This is a genomic window from Janthinobacterium sp. Bl 1, assembly GCF_058215535.1.
Window position 1 is genome coordinate 4417015 of sequence record NZ_CM177086.1, and the last position, 18922, is coordinate 4435936.

The 18922-nt window shown below is 64.7% G+C and carries 14 protein-coding genes; 5 read left to right on the plus strand and 9 right to left on the minus strand.

Features of this window, described 5'->3' with window-relative positions:
• Window positions 1-3: 3 nt before the first annotated feature.
• Genes AC4BCN_RS19870 through AC4BCN_RS19900 form a run of 7 tightly spaced genes read right to left on the minus strand, consistent with a single transcriptional unit; the run spans window position 4 to window position 10740 of the window.
• Window positions 4-2001 (minus strand): diguanylate cyclase domain-containing protein, encoded by a 1998-nt coding sequence (locus AC4BCN_RS19870; protein ID WP_338679189.1) that lies wholly within the window; start codon window positions 1999-2001, stop codon window positions 4-6.
• On the minus strand, window positions 1998-2561 hold the full coding sequence (gene cysC / locus AC4BCN_RS19875) for an adenylyl-sulfate kinase (RefSeq protein WP_425324060.1): 564 nt from the start codon (window positions 2559-2561) through the stop codon (window positions 1998-2000). Before cysC ends, AC4BCN_RS19870 begins: the two co-directional genes overlap by 4 nt.
• A gap of 29 nt (window positions 2562-2590) precedes the next feature.
• Entirely contained in the window at window positions 2591-5260 is a 2670-nt protein-coding gene (locus AC4BCN_RS19880) for a molybdopterin-dependent oxidoreductase (RefSeq protein WP_338679191.1), read from the minus strand.
• 20 nt (window positions 5261-5280) lie between these two features.
• Window positions 5281-6519, minus strand: coding sequence for an NAD(P)/FAD-dependent oxidoreductase (locus AC4BCN_RS19885; RefSeq protein WP_338679192.1), 1239 nt, complete (start codon window positions 6517-6519; stop codon window positions 5281-5283).
• Window positions 6516-6869, minus strand: a complete 354-nt coding sequence (gene nirD / locus AC4BCN_RS19890) for a nitrite reductase small subunit NirD (RefSeq protein ID WP_034754999.1) — start codon at window positions 6867-6869, stop codon at window positions 6516-6518. The genes AC4BCN_RS19885 and nirD overlap by 4 nt, the downstream gene beginning before the upstream one ends.
• 12 nt (window positions 6870-6881) lie before the next feature.
• Window positions 6882-9434, minus strand: a complete 2553-nt coding sequence (nirB, locus tag AC4BCN_RS19895) for a nitrite reductase large subunit NirB (protein ID WP_338679193.1) — start codon at window positions 9432-9434, stop codon at window positions 6882-6884.
• Between the two features lie 10 nt (window positions 9435-9444).
• Window positions 9445-10740 (minus strand): MFS transporter, encoded by a 1296-nt coding sequence (locus AC4BCN_RS19900; RefSeq protein WP_338679194.1) that lies wholly within the window; start codon window positions 10738-10740, stop codon window positions 9445-9447.
• 404 nt (window positions 10741-11144) lie between these two features.
• Between AC4BCN_RS19900 and AC4BCN_RS19905 the strand changes: the two genes are divergently transcribed.
• Window positions 11145-12767: a CehA/McbA family metallohydrolase gene (locus tag AC4BCN_RS19905; protein WP_254798345.1), complete on the plus strand. Its 1623-nt coding sequence runs from the start codon at window positions 11145-11147 to the stop codon at window positions 12765-12767.
• Here AC4BCN_RS19905 and AC4BCN_RS19910 read toward each other — a convergent pair.
• Window positions 12751-13683 (minus strand): LysR family transcriptional regulator, encoded by a 933-nt coding sequence (locus tag AC4BCN_RS19910; RefSeq protein WP_072454080.1) that lies wholly within the window; start codon window positions 13681-13683, stop codon window positions 12751-12753. The genes AC4BCN_RS19905 and AC4BCN_RS19910 overlap by 17 nt on opposite strands.
• Window positions 13684-13811: 128 nt before the next feature.
• On the opposite strand from AC4BCN_RS19910, the gene AC4BCN_RS19915 reads away from it, so the two are divergent.
• From AC4BCN_RS19915 to AC4BCN_RS19930, 4 genes are all read left to right on the plus strand, one after another.
• A complete protein-coding gene (locus AC4BCN_RS19915) occupies window positions 13812-14207 on the plus strand; it encodes a RidA family protein (RefSeq protein WP_072454079.1) in 396 nt (131 codons plus the stop codon).
• A gap of 125 nt (window positions 14208-14332) precedes the next feature.
• On the plus strand, window positions 14333-14968 hold the full coding sequence (locus AC4BCN_RS19920) for a DUF4304 domain-containing protein (protein WP_072452964.1): 636 nt from the start codon (window positions 14333-14335) through the stop codon (window positions 14966-14968).
• Window positions 14961-15620 carry a hypothetical protein gene (locus AC4BCN_RS19925; protein ID WP_072452954.1) on the plus strand — a complete coding sequence of 220 codons (660 nt, stop codon included), beginning with the start codon at window positions 14961-14963 and terminating at the stop codon, window positions 15618-15620. Before AC4BCN_RS19920 ends, AC4BCN_RS19925 begins: the two co-directional genes overlap by 8 nt.
• Window positions 15621-15798: 178 nt before the next feature.
• On the plus strand, window positions 15799-17904 hold the full coding sequence (locus AC4BCN_RS19930; protein WP_034754938.1) for a prolyl oligopeptidase family serine peptidase: 2106 nt from the start codon (window positions 15799-15801) through the stop codon (window positions 17902-17904).
• 153 nt (window positions 17905-18057) lie between these two features.
• On the opposite strand, the gene AC4BCN_RS19935 is transcribed toward AC4BCN_RS19930, so the two are convergent.
• Window positions 18058-18681, minus strand: coding sequence for a glutathione S-transferase family protein (locus AC4BCN_RS19935; protein WP_338679196.1), 624 nt, complete (start codon window positions 18679-18681; stop codon window positions 18058-18060).
• Window positions 18682-18922: the final 241 nt, after the last annotated feature.

Consider the following 18922-nt stretch of genomic DNA (forward strand, 5'->3'; position numbering starts at 1 on the left):
CCGCTACGGCGCCGCCTCGAGCAGCGCCACGCCATCGCGGCCCTGCCCCTTGGCCGCGTACAGGGCCTGGTCGGCCAGGTCCAGCAGCTGCGCCGGCGTCAGCGTGCCTTCGCGGAAGATGGCGATGCCGATGCTGGTCGTCACCGGCAGCGGGCCGCTGGCCAGCTCGAAGGGCTGGCGGATGGCGTCGACGATCTTGGCGCCGACCTGGCGCACTTCGGCCGCGCCGTTCACGCCTTGGAGAATGATCACGAATTCATCGCCTGCCAGGCGCGCCACCAGGTCGCTGGCGCGCACGCTGCGCACCAGGCGCGAAGCGAATTCCTTCAACACCTCGTCGCCCGCCTTGTGTCCCAGGCTGTCGTTGATGGCCTTGAAACGGTCGATATCGAGATAGGCGAGCGCCATCGGCGCGCGCGCGGCCCGCGTGCGCTGCATGCTTTGCGCCAGCTGCTCGTCAAAGCGGCGCCGGTTGGCGATGCCCGTCAGGGTATCGGTGGCGGCGGCGAACTGCAGTGCCGTGTGCATCGCCTTGGTCTTGGTGATTTCGTGAATCAGGCCATACACGCCTTCCACCGCGCCGCTCTCGCCCACATCGGGCACGTAGCTGGTATGGAAGGTGCGCTCCCCCGCCTCGTTGTCGACCGTGAACTCATAGTCGACCTCTTCGCCCGCGAAGGCGCGCAGCAGGTGCTGCTCGCGCAGCTGGTAGGCTTCCTCGCCCAGCACCTCGCGCATGGAATGCATCAGGCTCTCCCTGGCCGAGACGCCGAACCATCGCTCAAACGTCGCATTGATGAACTGGTAGCGGTGTTCGCGGTCGATATACACGATCACCACGGGCACATGGTCCGTCAGCAGTTTCAAGCGCCGCTCGCTGTCGCGCGTTTGCGCCTCGGCGATTTCACGCTCGGCCACCAGCGAGTAAAAATCACGGCTCAAGTCGCCGATCTCGTCGCGCCGCTCGATTTGCAGCGCCTCGATGCCCAGGCGCTGGCGGCGGATCTGGTGCACCTGGCGGCGCAAGCGCTCCAAAGGCTGCAACAGGCGCAGCACGATGCGCCAGCCGGCCAGGCCAGCCAGCGCCGCCAGCAGCACGGCGGCCAGCAGGATCTTGCTGCGGATGGCGTGCAGCGGCGCAAAGGCCTCGCTCATCGGATACACGGACGCCAGTATCCAGCCCGTCGAGGCGATGCGGTGGTAGGCGAACAGGGCATCGATGCCCTGCGTGGTGGTCCCCGTCATCCAGCCTTCGTAGCCCTGCATGGCGCTTCGCGTGGGCACGCTGACGGGGCCGTGGGCTTCGATATGCTGCATGATGCGCGATTTGTCGGGATGCTCGACGATGACGCCTTCGCTGGTCATGATGTACAGGTAGCCGCCAGGGCCCGGCTTGAGGGCGCCCAGACGGCCGAGGAAATCGGGCTGGCGCAGGTTGACGCTGGCCGCCAGCACATAGCGCACGCCGCCGTGCGCGTCGAACACGGGCTGCGTCACCACCACGATGGGCATGCCGGAAATGCTGCCGTTAAGCGGCGAGGAAATCACCGAACGCCGGGTCGCCAGCGTCTGTTCAAAGTAAGGGCGGCCCTTCACGTTCAGCCCCGCCTGCGGCTTGAAGGGACTCACGCTGGCCAGGACGATGCCATCGATATCGACGACGCCGGACGAATAAAACTCCTTGCCCAGCACCGTTTGCGCGGCCAGGAAGCGCTGCAGGCTGGCGCCGTCGTGCGCACCGCTGGCCGCCAGGCTGTCCGCGATCGCGCGCAGCACATTGCGCTTCGCGTCGAGTTCCTCGTCGATGAAGACGGCGGCGCTGGCCAGCGATACGTACTGCTGGCGCCCCATCACGTCGCGCATGCCGCGCTCGGCCACGGCCAGGGTGGCCAGCGCCAGCGAGGCGACCGCGCCCAGCACGAGCAGGAAGACGACCATGCTCATGCGCGCCTTCAGGCTGGCGGGCAGGCGCCGGCGCAGCTGTTTTCGCCAGTTCGTCACGTACGTCGCTGAAGGTAGTGGCACAGGCGCTCGACCGATTCGTCCAGCGCCAGGGTGCCCGTGTCCAGGGTCAGCGCCGCCGCCAGCGGCGCCTCGTACGGCGCGGAAATGCCCGTGAATTGCGCGAGCTGCCCCGCGCGCGCCTTTCCATACAAGCCCTTGGCATCGCGCGCCTCGCACACGGCCAGCGGCGTGCTGACGTGAACTTCGATGAAATGCGCAGCGCCGATGATGTCTGCAGCCATGGCCCGGTCGGCGCGGTACGGGGAAATGAAGGCGGCGATGACGGTCAGGCCCGCCCCGTTCATCAGGCGCGCCACTTCGGCCGCGCGGCGGATGTTTTCATGCCGGTCTTCGGGCGTAAAACCGAGATCGCGGTTCAAGCCATGGCGCAGCTGGTCGCCGTCGAGCACCGCCACGGCGCGGCCCTGCGCCTTGAGCTGGCGCGCCAGCGCGCCGGCGATGCTGGACTTGCCGGCGCCGCTCAAGCCCGTCAGCCAGACCGTGTCGTGTTGTCCTGCTGTCATCACACTGCCTCTCTCCTGTAGAGCTGGCAATATAACAAAGCCGCGCAGGAAAGGACAGACTATCAGGCAGCGCTGCGTGCCTCAAGCAGCAACTGTCGTATCTCCGGCACGCAGGAGCCGCAATTGCCGCCCGCCTTGACGCAGGCCGTCACCTGCGCCGTCGTCGTCAATTTTTGCTCCACGATGGCAGCGCAAATGGTGTTGCGCCCCACGCCAAAGCACGAGCACACGGTGGGACCGGCGTCCACGCCCTTGCCGATGGGCTGGCCCAGCAGCACGCCAGCGCGGTCGGCCGCATCCATCTGCGCGTGCGCAAACAGGCCCGCCAGCCAGCTGCGCGACGGCAGGTCGGGACGAGGCGAGACATACACGCATTGCGCGATGCGTCCCTCGTCCAGGTGCACGGCGCGGTACACGCCGGCGCTGGCGTCCGCGTAATCGAGCCAGTCGGCGTTGTCGTCCGTGACACCGAGCAGCGCGCGCGCCCAGGCGCCCAGGTCGTCGATGCGCTGGCGCCCGGCCAGCTCGTAGCGCAGGAACTGCTCGCCCTGGATGCGCGTCCAGTGCGCCACGCCGTCCAGGCCCAAGGGCGTGCGGCTCAACACGAACGCATGCCAGTGCACGCGGAACTGCTCGATGCGCACGGGCGTATGCTTGAATTCGGGTTCGCCCGAGACGGGGTCGACAACGGGATTGACGACGGCGCCCACGCGCGCGTCGGAGGCATTCGCGTCGCTCCAGTGGATCGGCACGAAGACCTGGCCGCGCGCGATGCCGCCGCCATGCACGACCCTGGCCACCATCGCGCCCCAGGCGCTGGACACGCGCGCCAGCTCGCCTTCGCGCACGCTGTACAACAGCGCGTCCTGCGGGTGGATATCGATGAACGCTTCGGCGATATGGCCCGACAGTTTCGCCGCCTTTCCCGTACGCGTCATCGTATGCCACTGGTCGCGCACCCGGCCCGTGTTCAGGATGAGTGGATAGTCTTCGTCGGGTATATTGCGCGGCGCGCGCGGCGCCGTCGGCACGAAGCGCGCGCGCCCGTCCGCATGCGCGAAGCGGCCGTCGCCGAACAGGCGCGCCTGGCCCTGCGGCCACTGCTGCGGCGCCAGGGCATCGTAGCGCGCCGCATCCAGTCCCGCCAGGTGGCCCAGGTTGAACAGGCGCTTTGTGGCCCCGTCGTTGCGGAAGGCGGACAGGCGCGCGTGTTCATCGAAGATGGCTTGCGGCGCCGTGAAATCGAAGCCGGCATAGCCCATGCGGCGCGCCACGTCGCACAGCACGTCCCAGTCGGCGCGCGCTTCGCCGGGCGCCGGCAAAAAGGCGCGCTGGCGCGAGATGCGGCGCTCGGAATTGGTCACCGTGCCATCCTTTTCACCCCAGCCCAGGGCGGGCAGCAGCACGTCTGCGTGGGCGTTCGTGTCCGACCCGGTGCTGATGTCGGACACCACCACCAGCTCGCACTTGGCCAGCGCGCGGCGCACCTGGTCGGCGTCCGGCATGCTGACCAGCGGATTGGTGGCGATGATCCACACGGCTTTCACTTTACCCGCCTCGATGGCGTGGAACAGCTCCACCGCCTTCAGGCCAGGCTTGTCGGCCATGCGCGGAGAGTCCCAGAAGGTTTGCACGGCTTCGCGGTGCGCCGGCTTGTCGAGATCCAGGTGCGCCGCCAGCATATTGGCCAGGCCGCCCACTTCGCGCCCGCCCATGGCGTTCGGCTGGCCCGTGAGGGAAAACGGTCCCATGCCGGGCTGGCCGATGCGCCCCGTCGCCAGGTGACAGTTGATGATGCTGTTGACCTTGTCCGTGCCGGAAGACGACTGGTTGACGCCCTGCGAAAAGGCCGTGACGACCTTGCGCGTGGCGGCAAACGCCTGGTAGAACGCCAGCAAGGCTTGCGGGTCGACCTTGCAGATTTTCGCCACACGCAAAGGATCGGAACAGTCGACATGGGCGGCGGCCAGCGCCTCATCGAGGCCGCTGCTGTGCCGCGTCACAAAATCATCGGCGATCACGCCTTCCTTCGCCAGATAGCACAGCAAGCCGTTGAACAGCCACACGTCGGTGCCCGGTTTCACGGGCAGATGCAGGTCGGCCAGCTCGCAGGTGGCCGTGCGGCGCGGGTCGATCACCACCAGTTTCATCTCCGGCCGGGTTTCGCGGATGCGGGCGATGCGCTGGAACAGGATCGGGTGGCACCAGGCCGTGTTCGAACCCACCAGCACCACCATGTCGGCCAGTTCCAGGTCTTCATAGCAGCCGGGCACGATATCCTCGCCGAACGCGCGCTTGTGGCCGGCCACGGCCGACGACATGCACAGGCGCGAATTGGTGTCGATATTCGCGCTGCCCACATAGCCCTTCATGAATTTATTGGCGATGTAATAGTCTTCCGTCAGCAGCTGGCCCGAAACGTACAGGGCGACGGCGTCGGGGCCATGCTTGTCGATGATGGCGCGCAGGCCGCCCGCCACCTGGTCCAGCGCGGCATCCCAGGAGGACGGCTGCAGGACGCCATCGACGCGTACCTGCGGTTGCAGCAAACGGTTCTCCAGGTCCAGGGTGTCGCCGAGGGCAGAGCCTTTCACGCACAGCTTGCCCAGGTTGGCCGGGTGGTTGGCATCGCCGGCGATGCGGATGGCGCCGTCGGGCAGGCGTGTCGCTTCCACGCCGCAGCCGACGCCGCAATACGGGCAAGTGGTTTTCACGGGCGTGCAAGTGGTCATGGAGGTCCTGTTGGTCGCTGTCAGGCGGCCTGGGCGCACAGCGCCTGGCCAAACAATAAATGGGCGCGCAGCTTGCTGATGTCGCGGCGCTGCTGGATCAGGTCGAAATACCAGGGGCCGTCCTGCACGTCGCCATACAGCACGGCGCCGGCCAGGCGGCTGCCCTGTACCACCAGGCGCTTGTAGACGCCGCGGCGCGGATCGCGCAGCACCAGGTCTTCGCTGCCCTCGCCGCCGATGATGTCGCCGGCCGAATACAGGTCGATGCCCGTCACTTTCAATTTGGTGGCGCTGGCCTGCTGCACGTAGCGGCGATGCCCTGCGCCGGCCAGGTGGGCGCCGCACACGCGCGCCTGCTCCCAGATGGGCGCGACGAGGCCAAACGTGGCGCGCCGGTGCTGCACGCATTCGCCCACGGCGTACACGCGCGGGTCGTAGCTTTGCAGGCAATCGTCGACGACGATGGCCCGTTCGCAGTGCAGGCCGGCCGCTTGCGCCAGCGCGATGTTGGGGCGCACGCCGGCCGTCATCACCACCAGGTCGGCGGGGATCGACGTGCCATCGGCAAAACGCACGCCTTGCACCCGATCGCTGCCGAGGATTTCCGCCGTCTGCGCGTGCATCAAAAACCGCAGGCCGCGCGCTTCCAGCGCCGTTTTCAGCAGCATCGACGCGGGTGCGTCCAGCTGCTGATTCATCAGGGCGCCGCTCATGTGCACGACGGTGACGTCCATGCCCTGGCGCTGCAAGCCGTTGGCCGCTTCCAGTCCCAGCAAGCCGCCGCCGATGACCACCGCGTGGCGGTGCGTGCGCGCCGCCTGCAGCATGGTGTCGACGTCGCTGATATCGCGAAAACCGATCACGCCCGGCAGATCATGCCCGGGCACGGGCACGATGAACGGCGTGGAACCGGTGGCCAGCAGCAGGCGGTCATAGGCGACCGTGATGCCGGACAGCGATTGCACGGTGCGCGCCTTGCGGTCGATGCGCACAACGGGGTCGCCCGCGTGCAGGGTGATGCCGTGCTGCGCATACCAGTCGCGCGTGTGCAGCATGATGTCATCCACCGACTTTTCGCCGGCCAGCACGGGCGACAGCAAAATGCGGTTGTAATTGCCGTGCGGTTCGGCGCCGAACACGGTGATGTCGTACAGGTCCGGCGCCAGCTTCAATAGTTCCTCGACCGTGCGCATGCCGGCCATGCCGTTGCCGACGACGATGAGCGAGGGACGCGCAGTGGCCTTGGCTGGCGGATTCACAGGGCCACCCACACCATGTCGGCAAACACGCGCGCGGGCCAGGCGGCGACCGAATGCTCGGGCGCTTCGATGCACTCGCCGCTGGCCAGGTCGAAGTGCTGCTTGTAGATGGGCGAGGCGACGACGACGCGCTCGCCGATGCTGCCGACGAGACCCCGCGACAGCACGGAGGCACCCGCATTCGGGTCGATATTGTCGATGGCGTACACACGCGGCGCCGCATCGCCGACGCGGAACACGGCCACGTGGCGGCCACCCAGCAACGCGCACACGCCCGTGTCGGGCACGATGTCGGCCAAGGGACAGATGGCTACCCAGTTGTCGGCGGTGGCGCCGGAAAGTTCATTCATCGCATTCATGGCTCACGCCTCCACGGCAAGGATGGGGATCACGGTGCTGCGGCGTTCCAGTTCGGTGGCGGGCCGGATCTGCCCCCGCTCTTCGACGAACACCACGTTTTCATCGCTCTTCTCGCTGTTGACGAAATGGCGGAAGCGCTGGCGCACGGCGGGGTTGGAAACGGCTTCCTTCCACTCGCAGGCATAGGTGTCGACCACGTGCTGCATGTCCGCTTCCAGCTCGTGGGCGATGCCCAGGCTGTCGTCGATGATGACGCGCTTGAGGTAATCGAGGCCCCCTTCCAGGTTGTCGCGCCATACGCTGGTGCGCTGCAGGCGGTCGGCCGTGCGCACGTAAAACATCAGGAAGCGGTCGACATAGCGCACCAAGGTGGCTTCATCGAGATCGGAGGCGATCAGTTCCGCATGGCGCGGCTTCATGCCGCCATTGCCGCACACGTACAGGTTCCAGCCCTTTTCCGTGGCGATCAGGCCGATGTCCTTGCCCTGCGCCTCGGCGCATTCGCGCGTGCAGCCGGAGACGCCGAACTTGATCTTGTGCGGCGTGCGCAAGCCCTTGTAGCGGTTTTCCAGCTCGATGGCAAAGCCCACGCTGTCGGCCACCCCATAGCGGCACCAGGTGGAGCCGACGCACGATTTCACCGTGCGCAGCGACTTGCCGTAGGCGTGGCCCGACTCGAAGCCGGCCGCGATCAGTTCTTCCCAGATGGCCGGCAACTGATCGACGCGCGCGCCGAACAGGTCGACCCGCTGGCCGCCCGTGATCTTCGTATAGAGACCATATTTTTTCGCCACCATGCCCACGGCGATCAAGCCGTCGGCCGTCACTTCACCGCCCGGCATGCGCGGCACGACGGAATACGTGCCATCCTTCTGGATATTGCCGAGGAAGTAGTCATTGCTGTCCTGCAGGCTGGCGTGCACGGGAGAGAGCACGAAATCGTTCCAGCACGAGGCGAGGATATTCGCCGCCACGGGCTTGCACACGTCGCAACCGAGGCCCTGGCCATGCGCGGACAGCAGCGCGCCGAAGCTGCGGATTTTGCCCACGCGGACCAGGTGGTGCAATTCCTGGCGCGAGTACGCAAAGTGCTCGCACACGTGGTTGTTCACCATCAGGCCCTGCTTCTGCATTTCCGCCTTCATGATCTGCGTGACCAGCGGCACGCAGCCGCCGCACGCGGTGCCCGCCTTGGTGCAGCTTTTCAGGGCGCCGATGGTGGTGGCGCCCTCGGCGACGGCCGCGCACAGCGCGCCTTTCGACACGTCGTTGCATGAGCAGATTTGCGCCGACTCGGGCAAGGCATCCACGCCCAGGCCCACCTTTTGCTGGCCATCGGCCTGTGGCAGGATCAGGAACTCGGGGGATGCCGGCAGCTCGATCTTGTTGAGCATCATCTGCAGCAAGGTGCCGTATTCGCTGGCGTCGCCCACCATCACGCCGCCAAGCAGGTATTTGCCGCAATCGGAAACGACGATTTTCTTGTAGATCTGCTTGCGCTCATCCATGAACTGGTAGGAGCGGCTGCCCGGCGCATTGCCGTGCGGGTCGCCGAGGCTGGCCACATCCACGCCCATCAGTTTGAGCTTCGTGCTCATGTCGGCACCCTTGAACGATGCTTCGCCCTCTTCCTGCAACAGGTGGCGCGCCGCGATGCGGGCCATTTCGTAGCCGGGCGCCACTAGGCCGAAGACCAGGCCGCCCCACAGTGCGCATTCGCCGATCGCATAGATGTCAGGGTCGGAGGTGACGCAGCTGTCGTCGATGGCGATGCCGCCGCGCGGGCCCACGTCCAGGCCGCAGGCGCGCGCCAGTTCGTCGCGCGGACGGATGCCGGCCGAGAAGACGATCATGTCCGCTTCCAGGTGGCTGCCGTCGGCGAACTGCATGCGGTGCGTGGCTTCTTCGCCGTCGACGATGGCCAGCGTATTTTTTTGCGTGTGCACGGTCACGCCCAGCTCTTCGATCTTGCGGCGCAGGACGCGCGCGCCGCCTTCATCGACCTGCACGGCCATCAGGCGCGGCGCGAATTCCACCACGTGGGTATCGAGTTTCAAATCGCGTAAGGCTTTCGCGCATTCGAGACCCAGCAGCCCGCCACCGATCACCACGCCAGTTTTGGATTTGCCCCCCCAGGCCAGCATGGCTTCCAGGTCTTCGATGGTGCGGTAGACGAAGCAGCCATCGCGCTCCTTGCCCGGCAGCGGCGGCACGAACGGCGTCGAGCCGGTGGCGAACACCAGCTTGTCGTAGGCCAGCACTTCACCGGTGCTGGCCGTGACGGTTTTCGCCACGCGGTCGATGGACACGGCGCGCGCATTGAGTTTCAGGACGACGTTGCCCTTGTCGAAGAAGCCGGGCGCCACCAGCGACAGGTCGTCGGCCGATTTGCCGCTGAAAAATTCGGACAGGTGCACCCTGTCGTAGGCGGGGCGCGGCTCTTCGCACAAGACCGTCACGGACAGGTGCGGCGCGTTTTCCAATGCCAGGCGTTCGAGGAATTTATGCCCGACCATGCCATGGCCAAGGACGACGATGTTCAAAGGGTGAGTCATTACTGTCTCCTCAGGCCGCGGCCATGTTCGGTTCGGCCGCTGCACGGGTAAAACGCACGGCGATGGCGCACAGGGCCGAGATCACCACCAGCGCGCTCAGGATGATCAATGTCTGGCGGATGTCGCCCGTGCCCTTCATCAGGAAGCCGGCCGCCACGGCGCCCACGTTGCCGCCCGCGCCGATGATGCCGGCCACGCCGCCCAGCGCCTTGCTGTCGATGAAAGGCACCAGCGCGTAGGTGGCGCCGCACGCCATGTGGGTGAACAGGCCGAAGACCAGCATGGCGATGACGGCCCAGGTGACGCTGTCGACCTTGGCAAACCACAGCAGGCCCACGCCTTCGCCGATCATCAGCATGAACAGCAGGGTCACGCGGCTGTTCAGGTTGCCGCGCAGGGCCAGTTTATCGGACATCCAGCCACCCAGGGCGCGGGCAAACAGGGCCAGCAAGCCGAAGCTGCCGGCGGCCAGGCCGGCCGATTTCAAGGACAGGCCGAAATGGTCGACGTAGTACACGGCGGCGATGTTGTGGATGAAAATTTCGATGCCGAAGCAGGCGCCATAGGTGACGAACAGCAGCCACACGCGGTAGTTGGTGCTGGCCGCCTTGAAGCTGTCCCAGCCACCCTTCTTGCCACCTTCGATGGCGGTGCCGGCGGCGCGCAAGTCCGAGTAATTGCCTTCAGGGCAATCCTGCGTATAACGCCAGTAGAGAACGGCCATCACCAGCATCAGCACGCCCGGCACCAGCAGGGCCACGCGCCAGCCCATCGATTCGGACACGCCCAGCATGACCACGGCACCGAGCAGCAGTGGCATCAGCGCCTGCGCCGCGCCGCCGCCCGCATTGCCCCAGCCGGCGGCGGCGGCATTCGCCGTACCGACAACGCGCGGGGCGAACATCACGGAGGTGTGATATTGCGTGATGACAAAGCTGGCGCCGACGGCGCCGATGCCCAGACGGAAGAACAGAAAGCTTTCATAGCTTTGCGACGCGGCCACGCCCAGCACGGGAATGGCGCCCAGCAGCAGCAAGCCCGTGTAAGTCTTGCGCGGGCCGTAGCGGTCGCACAATGGCCCGACGATCAGGCGCACGAGGATGGTGATAGCGACGGCCGCGATATTGATGTTGGCCACTTGCGCCAAGGAAAGGCCGAACTCGCCCTTGATGACAGGCATCAGGGGAGCGCAAGCGAACCAGGCGAAGAAACACACGAAAAATGCCATCCACGTCAGGTGGAATGCGCGCATGGGCGGCGTGGCGAGGGAGAAGAGCGCGATGCGCGTTGCTTTTTGGCTGGCCATGATAGGTTCCCGAAATATCCCGTTGATAAAACAAAACGGCGCCCGCCCCCGCCGATGAAAAATCAGCCTGGGCGGACGCCGTTGTCCATGTGGTCCGTCGTTGGACCGTTGTTCGTTTATTCAGGGGATCGCCGTTGATCCGTACCTTCTGTTTAGCAAGCGCCGTGCCAGCTTGTCTGACGGGCAAGCGGCACCATTCGCACTGGCTTTGCGCCAGATCATGGCCAATCACGGTGCAAGCACGCCACTTGCTGGTGCATGCGGGGAACCAGCGATGGCATTTCTTGTCTAAACTGCATCTGAAGCAGTAGCGGGAGGCCACGATGGTCAAGACACTGCAACGACGACGCCTAAGGCCACCTTGGTCGCCATGGATGGCATGTGCGTGCGCGGGTTTGTTGCTGATGACATGGAGTAACACTGCCGCCGCGCAAGAGACTAAGGAACACAGCGAGCTTGATGCCACCGTTGTCGCGCCCTTTCACGCCGCGCGCGGTGAGCGTGTCACGCAGGCGCGTACATTTGTCGTGCGGCTCACCTATCCCGACGAAGGCCGCAGCCATGCCGTGCGCTGGACCTTGACACTATCGGGTCCCGGCCCGCAAGGCGCCGTGCTGCGGCGCTGGTCGGGCACGGAACAGGTGGGGGCCAACGGCAAGAGCGTGAACTTGCCCTGGGATGGCCGCGCCGACGCCGATGCGCGCGAACGGAGGGTGCTGGCACAGGACGGCTTGTATCAGTTACGCCTGCTGGCGGTGGCCGATGCCGGCACGCCGCGGGAAGCGCAGGTGGAACAGCAGTGGCCCATCCAGGTGCAGCGCGGTGCAAGCACGGCGCCCATGGTGCGCGCCTTCCAGGCCGGCCTGCAGCAACTGCCCGGCCTGGAAGGCCAGCCCGGCTACCGCATCGTCTACGCCAACCTGCACAGCCAGACGCGCCACAGCGATGGCGGCGCGGCGCTCGACGCCTGCCATGGCGCGCAAGACCCGCAAACGGCGCCCTACGGCCCCATCGATGCCTACAAGTATGCGCAAGAACACGGGCTCGACGTCCTGCTGACATCCGAGCACAACCATATGTACGACGGTTCGGACGGCACGAATAGCACTGCCACCCCTGCCGAAGCGATCGCGCTGTACCAGACGGGGCTGGCTGAAGCGGCCGCTTACACTGCCGCCCATCCCGGTTTCCTGGCCCTGTACGGCATGGAATGGGGCGTCATCAACAAGGGTGGCCACCTGAATATCATCAATAGCGAGCAGTTGCTGGGCTGGGAAAAAAATGCCGGCGGGGAACTGCTGGCCGACGTGGAGACGCCGAAGGGCGATTACGCGGGCCTGTACACGCTGATGCGCGAACGGGGCTGGATCGGGCAGTTCAACCATCCGGCCCAAACGGGCCAGTTTCTCGTCAATGAGCAGCCGCTCGGCTACACGCCGGACGGCGACGTGGCCATGGTGCTGTGCGAAGTCATGAATACGTCCGCGTTTTCCACGAACGATCAGGAAACGGAGAGCAGGCGCAGCAATTACGAGGCGGCCTGCAACCGGGCCCTGGCGGCCGGCTACCACGTGGCCTTCAGCAGCAACCAGGACAATCACTGCGCCAACTGGGGCGCGTCGTATGGCAACCGCACGGCCGTGCTGGTGGCCAGCCCGGCCGCCGGCACGCCCGTTTCACGCGACAGCTTCCTCGACGCGCTGCGCGCGCGCCGCGTCTACGCCACGATGGACAAGCATGCGCAACTGCTCTTCACGGCCAATGGCAAGCTGATGGGAGAGCGCTTCGACAACCGCGGTCCCTTGCGCCTGGCCACCAGCTTCAGCAACAGCGCCGGGAGGCAAGCGGCCGCCATCGCCATCCTCCACGGCGTACCGGGCGGCAACGGCTCCGTCACACAAGTATCGGACCAGGCCGAGCTCACCATCACGCCCGCGCCCGGCCCCCATTTCTATTACGCGCGGCTGACGCAGGATGACGGCAACATCGTCTGGTCGGCGCCCGTGTGGGTCAATCAGCTGCCGTGATGGCGGTAGCGCGGGCGGAATGCCGGGCCATCAATTCGGCCACCCAGTCGATAAAGACGCGTAGTTTCTTGCTGACATGGCGGTTCGGCGGATAGGCGAGATAGAGCGGCATGGGATCGACCGTCCATGCTTCGAACAACGGCAGCAGGTCGCCCCTGGCCACGTGCGGGCGCGCCATATAATCGGGCAGCCACAGCACGCCCAGCCCCGCCACCCCGGCCGCCAGATAGGCGTTGCCGTCGTCGATCGACAACACATACTGGCCATGGATCTTGACGCTCTTGCCCTCGCGGTGCATCACGTAGGGAAAACCGTTGCCGCTGCGTCCCCAGCGAAAGCGCACGATGCGGTGCGCGCTGTCCTGCAAGTCCAGCGGATGCAAGGGCGTGCCCACCCGTTGCAGGTAGGCCGGTGCCGCATACACGCCCAGTGGCAAGTTGGCGAGCTTGCGCGCCATCAGCGACTGGTCGGTGATGTCACCGCCGCGTATCACGCAATCGACATTGTCGGCGATCACGTCGACCATGCGGTCGCTGGCGCCCATGTCGAGCACGATATCGGGATACAGCGCATGAAACGTGGGCAGCGCCGGCACCAGCAGCAAGGCGGCGAGCGGACTGGGCACGTCCACCCGCAACTGGCCCCGCGGCAAGGCGGCGGCATGCGGCAAGCTCGTTTCGATTTCTTCCAGGGTATCGAGCACCTGCACGATGCGTTCGTAATAGGCCGCGCCATCGGCCGTCACATTGACCTTGCGCGTGGTGCGGTTCAGCAGTTTCAGGCGCAGGCGCGCCTCGAGCTGTTGCACCAGCTGCGTCACCGTGGTGCGGCTCATGTGCAAGGTCGCGGCCGCGCGCGTAAAACTGCCCGTCTCGACCACCCGTACGAACGCCTTCATCGCATCAAACCTGTCCATCCACACCTCCGCCATTCGATTGTTTGGATTATACAAATAGTCCAGTCCGATCTGGCCGCTTTATCCGCAGGTTGGCAGCAGATAAAGTGTTCTCCAGGCAGCAACTTCGCTGTATCAATAAAGGAAAGCTGATGAAACGCGACGTCGTATTCCCTGCGGGCCGCCAAGCCCTGTATGAACAGAACCGCTATTCCCCTGCCGTGCGCGCCAACGGCCTGCTGTTTGTCTCGGGACAGGTCGGCAGCCGCGAAGATGGCACGCCCGAACCCGGGCTCGACGCCCAGGTCCGGCGCGCCTTCGACAACCTGAACGCCATCTTGCACGCCGCCGGCTGCACCTTCGACGACGCGCAGGACGTGACCATTTTTATCGTCGACCCGCAGGCTAACTTCCAGCGCATCTGGGATATCGTGCAGGCAGAGTATTGGGGCCAGGCGCCGCACCCGACGGTCACGGCCGTTGGTGTGACGTGGCTGTATGGTTTCCAGTTCGAGATCAAGGTGGTGGCCAAGCTGCCGGGCTAGAACACGGCGTCCGCCAGCGTGCAGGGAAATGGCAGCAGGCTTTCCCTCGCACGATTGCCCGTCGCAAGGTGCGCTGGCACTGATCTATGGCAACATTGCGCAACCGACGCATGCCAGGAAACGCAATGAAACCAAAAGCGCTGATCATCGCCAATATTGAAGCGTACTTGCTGGAGCCGCTGAGCGCAGCGGGCTTCAAGTTCTCGCCTAGCCAGCTGACCTTCAAGCGCACGCAGAACGAATTCGTCCAGGCCATCCATTTCCAGGCCAACCGTCACAACGAAGAAGATGTCTGCGCAGCATTCTGGAGCCACTATCAAGTCTCGTCCAGATCCTATGCAACATGGCACACGGCGCGCTACGGCCGTGAACCTGTCAACAATATCGTTGGCGGCGTGGCGGACTGGAATATCAGAAACTGGCAATTCCCTATCCTCGATGGCAAGCAGGACAAGGAACTCCAGCTCGTCGATCCGTCCCATCGGGCAACGGTCATGGCCTGCCTGCGGGACAATCTGCTGGAGTTGGCCGTCCCCTGGCTTGAGCGCCTGTCCAATTGGGAAAATGCGGCCCTGGCTCTCGTCGAAGCGCAAGAATCGCATGCGAGGGCCTGCGATTTTTATCTGATGGCGGGCAAGCAGGAAAAAGCCTTGTGGGCCTTGAACGAAGGCATTGCCTATTGGCAGAAAAATCCCGCAGCCTCTTTTCCGGAAGAAAAAGAAGAGATCGCTTTGCGGATGGAGAAATACGCCTATGCTTGACATCACGTGCCCCTACGATGGCGACTGCGGGCGCCACTTCGACAGCAGCGCAATGGATGCCTCGGATGGCGCGTTCTTGAAAACGGCCATCGGTAAAAAAATGACGTTCATGTTCCTGCACTGCCCCGCATGTGCAAGGATGTTCCAGTTCAATCCAGTCGCCTGGACAGCGCAGGCGTGCGAAGCCGTCGCGCCCAAGGCCGTCCGCGTAGCGAAGAAAAGCGGCAAGCAGCTGGAAAAATTGCTGGCCAGGGAAAAAGTGGCCCTGCCCCAGGCCTATCTCGCTCACCTCCGCAGCGCAAAGCCACGTCCCGACGTGGCGATTTTCACCGATGAAGAACCCTTCACGCTGTACAGCCTGGACGCGCTGTGCAAAGACGTCGAGGTGGATGGAACAAGCTATCTGGCAGTCAGGCAACTGGCTGGCTTTGCGCAGGCGCTGGCAGAAGCGGCGGGAACGGGGTCGAAGCAGGCTGCACCGTTCAGTCCTGCCGAGCTGGCGGAGTGCCTGGCCATCGGCGAGGAAAACACGCGCATCCTGTTCATCGACAGCCGCGACAACGATTCCTTATGGATTTATCACTGCGACGGCGGCGATGTCGAAAAGACGCGGCTCACCGTAACCTCGCTGATGGGCCCTGGCGTATCCTGAAGGGGGCAGTACGCCGCAGATTCTGCGGCCAGCTTCCATTCCAGCAAACAATATTGGAAAAGTAATTATTTTTTAATTAGCCGTCCATAGACACTGGTTCCTCGCAGCAATCCATGGCACCATGGCTGCGCCGTTTTGCCTGCAACGCGGCCTCCATCGGACCAACCAGGAACCCTACATGTCGTCATATCGTACCTTCGCCGGCAGCATGCTGCTCGGCCTGGCCGCAGCGGGCATCGCCCATGCGCAAGCCCCCGCCCCTGCCGCCGCCAACATCGATCCCCATTTGTGGCTGGAAGAAGTCCTCGGCGACAAGCCGCTGGCCTGGGTCAAGCAGCACAATGCCGTCAGCACCAGGGAATTGGAAGCCCAGCCCGGCTTCCCCGCCCTGCAGGCGCGCCTGAAAACCATCCTCAACTCGAAGGAACGCATTCCCTACGTCAGCAAGGAAGGCGAGTTTTACTATAATTTCTGGCGCGACGCCCAGCACGTGCGCGGCATCTGGCGCCGCACGACCCTGGCGCAATACCAGCTGGCCGAACCCGTATGGGAAACCGTGATCGACCTCGACCAGCTGGCCGCCGGCGAGAGTGAAAACTGGGTCTGGGGCGGCGCCTCTTGCCTGTATCCGAAGGGCGAACGCTGCCTCATTTCCCTGTCGCGCGGCGGCGGCGACGCCAAGGTGGTGCGCGAATACGACGTGGCCAAGCGCGCCTTCGTCGAGGGTGGCTTCACCTTGCCCGAAGCGAAGGGCAGCACCAGCTGGATCGACCAGGATACCCTGTTCGTGTCCACCGATTTCGGCCCCGGTTCGATGACCAGCTCGGGCTACCCGCGCATCATCAAGCAGTGGCAGCGCGGCACGCCGCTGGCGCAGGCGCAAACGCTGTATGAAGCCAAGCCCGACGACTTGAGCGCGGCAGCCTACAAGGATTTCACGCCAGGCTACGAACATCAATTTATCGAGCGGCAAATCGATTTCTACAGCGGCGAGATGTTCCTGCGCGACGGCGCCGAGTTGAAGAAGGTGCCGAAGCCGGACGACGCTACGGCCTTCACCGTGCGCGACCAGCTGGTCATCACCTTGCGCTCGGACTGGAAAGTGAACGGCAAGACCTATCTGCAAGGCTCCTTGCTGGCCACCGATTTCAAGGCCTTCATGCAGGGCAAGCAGGAACTGGAAGTGCTGTACGCGCCCACGGCCACGTCGTCGCTGGACAATGTCACGGCGACCAAGTCCGCCATCCTCGTCACCACGCTGGACAAGGTCAAGAACCGCCTGACGGAACTGCGCCACGTGAACGGCAAGTGGCAGCGCCGCGCCGTCGATGCGCCCAAGCTGGGCACCCTGGCCGTCAGCGCGCTCGACTCCGTCGACTCGGACCAGTACTTCCTGACGGTGACCGACTTCCTCAACCCGACCACCCTGTATCTGGCCACGGCGCAAAGCGACAAGCGCACGAAGATCAAGTCGCTGCCCGCCTACTACGACGCCACGCCGTACAAGGTGGAGCAGTTCGAATCGACGTCGAAGGATGGCACCAAGGTGCCATATTTCGCCATCATGGGCAAGAAGACGAAGTTCGACGGCAGCAACCCCACCGTGCTGTATGGCTACGGCGGCTTTGAAGTGTCGCTCAAACCAAGCTACAGCGGCACCACCGGCGTGGCGTGGCTGGAAAAGGGCGGCGTGTACGTGCTGGCAAATATCCGCGGCGGCGGCGAGTTCGGTCCCCGCTGGCACCAGGCGGCGCTGAAGGAAAACCGCCAGCGCGCGTATGACGACTTCATCTCGGTGGCGCAGGACCTGATCAAGCGCAAGATCACGAGCCCGCGCCACCTGGGCATCATGGGCGGCAGCAATGGCGGCCTGCTGACGGGCGCCGTGCTGGTGCAGCGTCCCGATTTGTTCAACGCCGTCGTCAGCCAGGTGCCGCTGCTCGACATGCGCCGCTATAACAAGATGCTGGCGGGCGCCTCGTGGATGGGAGAGTACGGCGACCCGGACGTGCCGGAACAATGGGCGTACATCAGCAAGTACTCGCCGTACCAGAACGTCTTCAAGGACAAGAAATATCCGCGCGTGCTGTTTACCACCTCGACGCGCGACGACCGGGTCCACCCTGGCCATGCGCGCAAGATGGTGGCAAAGATGGAAGAGCAAGGCCACGACGTGCTGTACTGGGAAAACACGGAAGGCGGCCATGCGGGCGCCGCCAATAACGACCAGCAGGCGCTGATGTGGGCGCTGACCTACACCTTCCTGCTGGAGCAGCTGAAGTAATGTGGTGGTGTCGGATTACGCGCTCACGCGCCTCGGCGGCCCCGCTAATCCGACCTACCCGGAATACAGGCCGAAGTCGTAGCTGTAGGTCGGGTTAGCCCAGCGGGCGTAACCCGACAAACATTGTTGACGTGGGCCGGTAGCAAAATATCCTTACTTCGCCTGCGCGCTGGGCCGTTCCGCGATGCGGTCGCGGTAGGCCTGCAGGTTGGCCAAGCCTTCCGCGCCGGGCCGGTACTTCATCAGGCCGCGCACAAATTCCAGCGCGCAGAAGGCCGTGATGTCGGCAATCGTAAAGCGGTCGCCGCCGATGTAGGGCTGGTGAGCCAGCACCTGATCCAGCCATTGCGCCGTCTCGCGCAGCTTGCCCGCCTGCGCCGTGGCGAAATCGGGAAACTGCGGGTTTTCCAGCGCCACCAGGGCCGGATGGCCGTGGCGCACCCAGTTGGCGGCTGCGCTGAACAAATGCAGTTCCACGCGGCGGTCTGCCATTTCAATGAACGCGCGCTCCTCGTAACCATCTCCCATCAGGTTCGGCTGCGGCTGCAAGCCCTCCAGGTAAGTGCAGATGGCGCGGGTCTCGGTCAGCACGCGCCCGTCGTCCAGTTCCAGCACGGGCACGCGGCCCAGCGGGTTTTTCGCCAGGAAGGCGGGATCGCGATGATGGCCCGCCATCAGGTCGAGCGCCACTTCCTCGATACCGGTGATGCCCTTCTCGGCGATGAACATGGTGACGCGGCGCGGATTGGGCGTGCGGGGGCTGATAATCAGTTTCATGTGCTTGGGTCTCGTCTTGTTATGTTAGTGGGCGCGGCTGCGGGACTGGCCTGCGGCAGTACAATCATGCGCCCATCATACCAGCGCACCGCCATGGTGCGGCGCCCCTGGCGCGTTGACTTTGCCCCCGTTTCACCTTAGATTGCTGTACGGGAACGCTGGCCGCCAGTTCCAGCGATGTCCCGCTACCGCCATCAACGCCCGCAGCCCATCCGGCTGGCGGGCGTTTTATCCATGAAAC

Coding starts and splice junctions, on each gene's coding strand:
- AC4BCN_RS19880 (WP_338679191.1), bottom strand. CDS start 5,260: ATGACCACTTGCACGCCCGTGAAAACCACTTGCCCGTATTGCGGCGTC.
- nirD (WP_034754999.1), bottom strand. CDS start 6,869: ATGAATGAACTTTCCGGCGCCACCGCCGACAACTGGGTAGCCATCTGT.
- nirB (WP_338679193.1), bottom strand. CDS start 9,434: ATGACTCACCCTTTGAACATCGTCGTCCTTGGCCATGGCATGGTCGGG.
- AC4BCN_RS19900 (WP_338679194.1), bottom strand. CDS start 10,740: ATGGCCAGCCAAAAAGCAACGCGCATCGCGCTCTTCTCCCTCGCCACG.
- AC4BCN_RS19905 (WP_254798345.1), top strand. CDS start 11,145: ATGACATGGAGTAACACTGCCGCCGCGCAAGAGACTAAGGAACACAGC.
- AC4BCN_RS19910 (WP_072454080.1), bottom strand. CDS start 13,683: ATGGACAGGTTTGATGCGATGAAGGCGTTCGTACGGGTGGTCGAGACG.
- AC4BCN_RS19920 (WP_072452964.1), top strand. CDS start 14,333: ATGAAACCAAAAGCGCTGATCATCGCCAATATTGAAGCGTACTTGCTG.
- AC4BCN_RS19925 (WP_072452954.1), top strand. CDS start 14,961: ATGCTTGACATCACGTGCCCCTACGATGGCGACTGCGGGCGCCACTTC.
- AC4BCN_RS19930 (WP_034754938.1), top strand. CDS start 15,799: ATGTCGTCATATCGTACCTTCGCCGGCAGCATGCTGCTCGGCCTGGCC.
- AC4BCN_RS19935 (WP_338679196.1), bottom strand. CDS start 18,681: ATGAAACTGATTATCAGCCCCCGCACGCCCAATCCGCGCCGCGTCACC.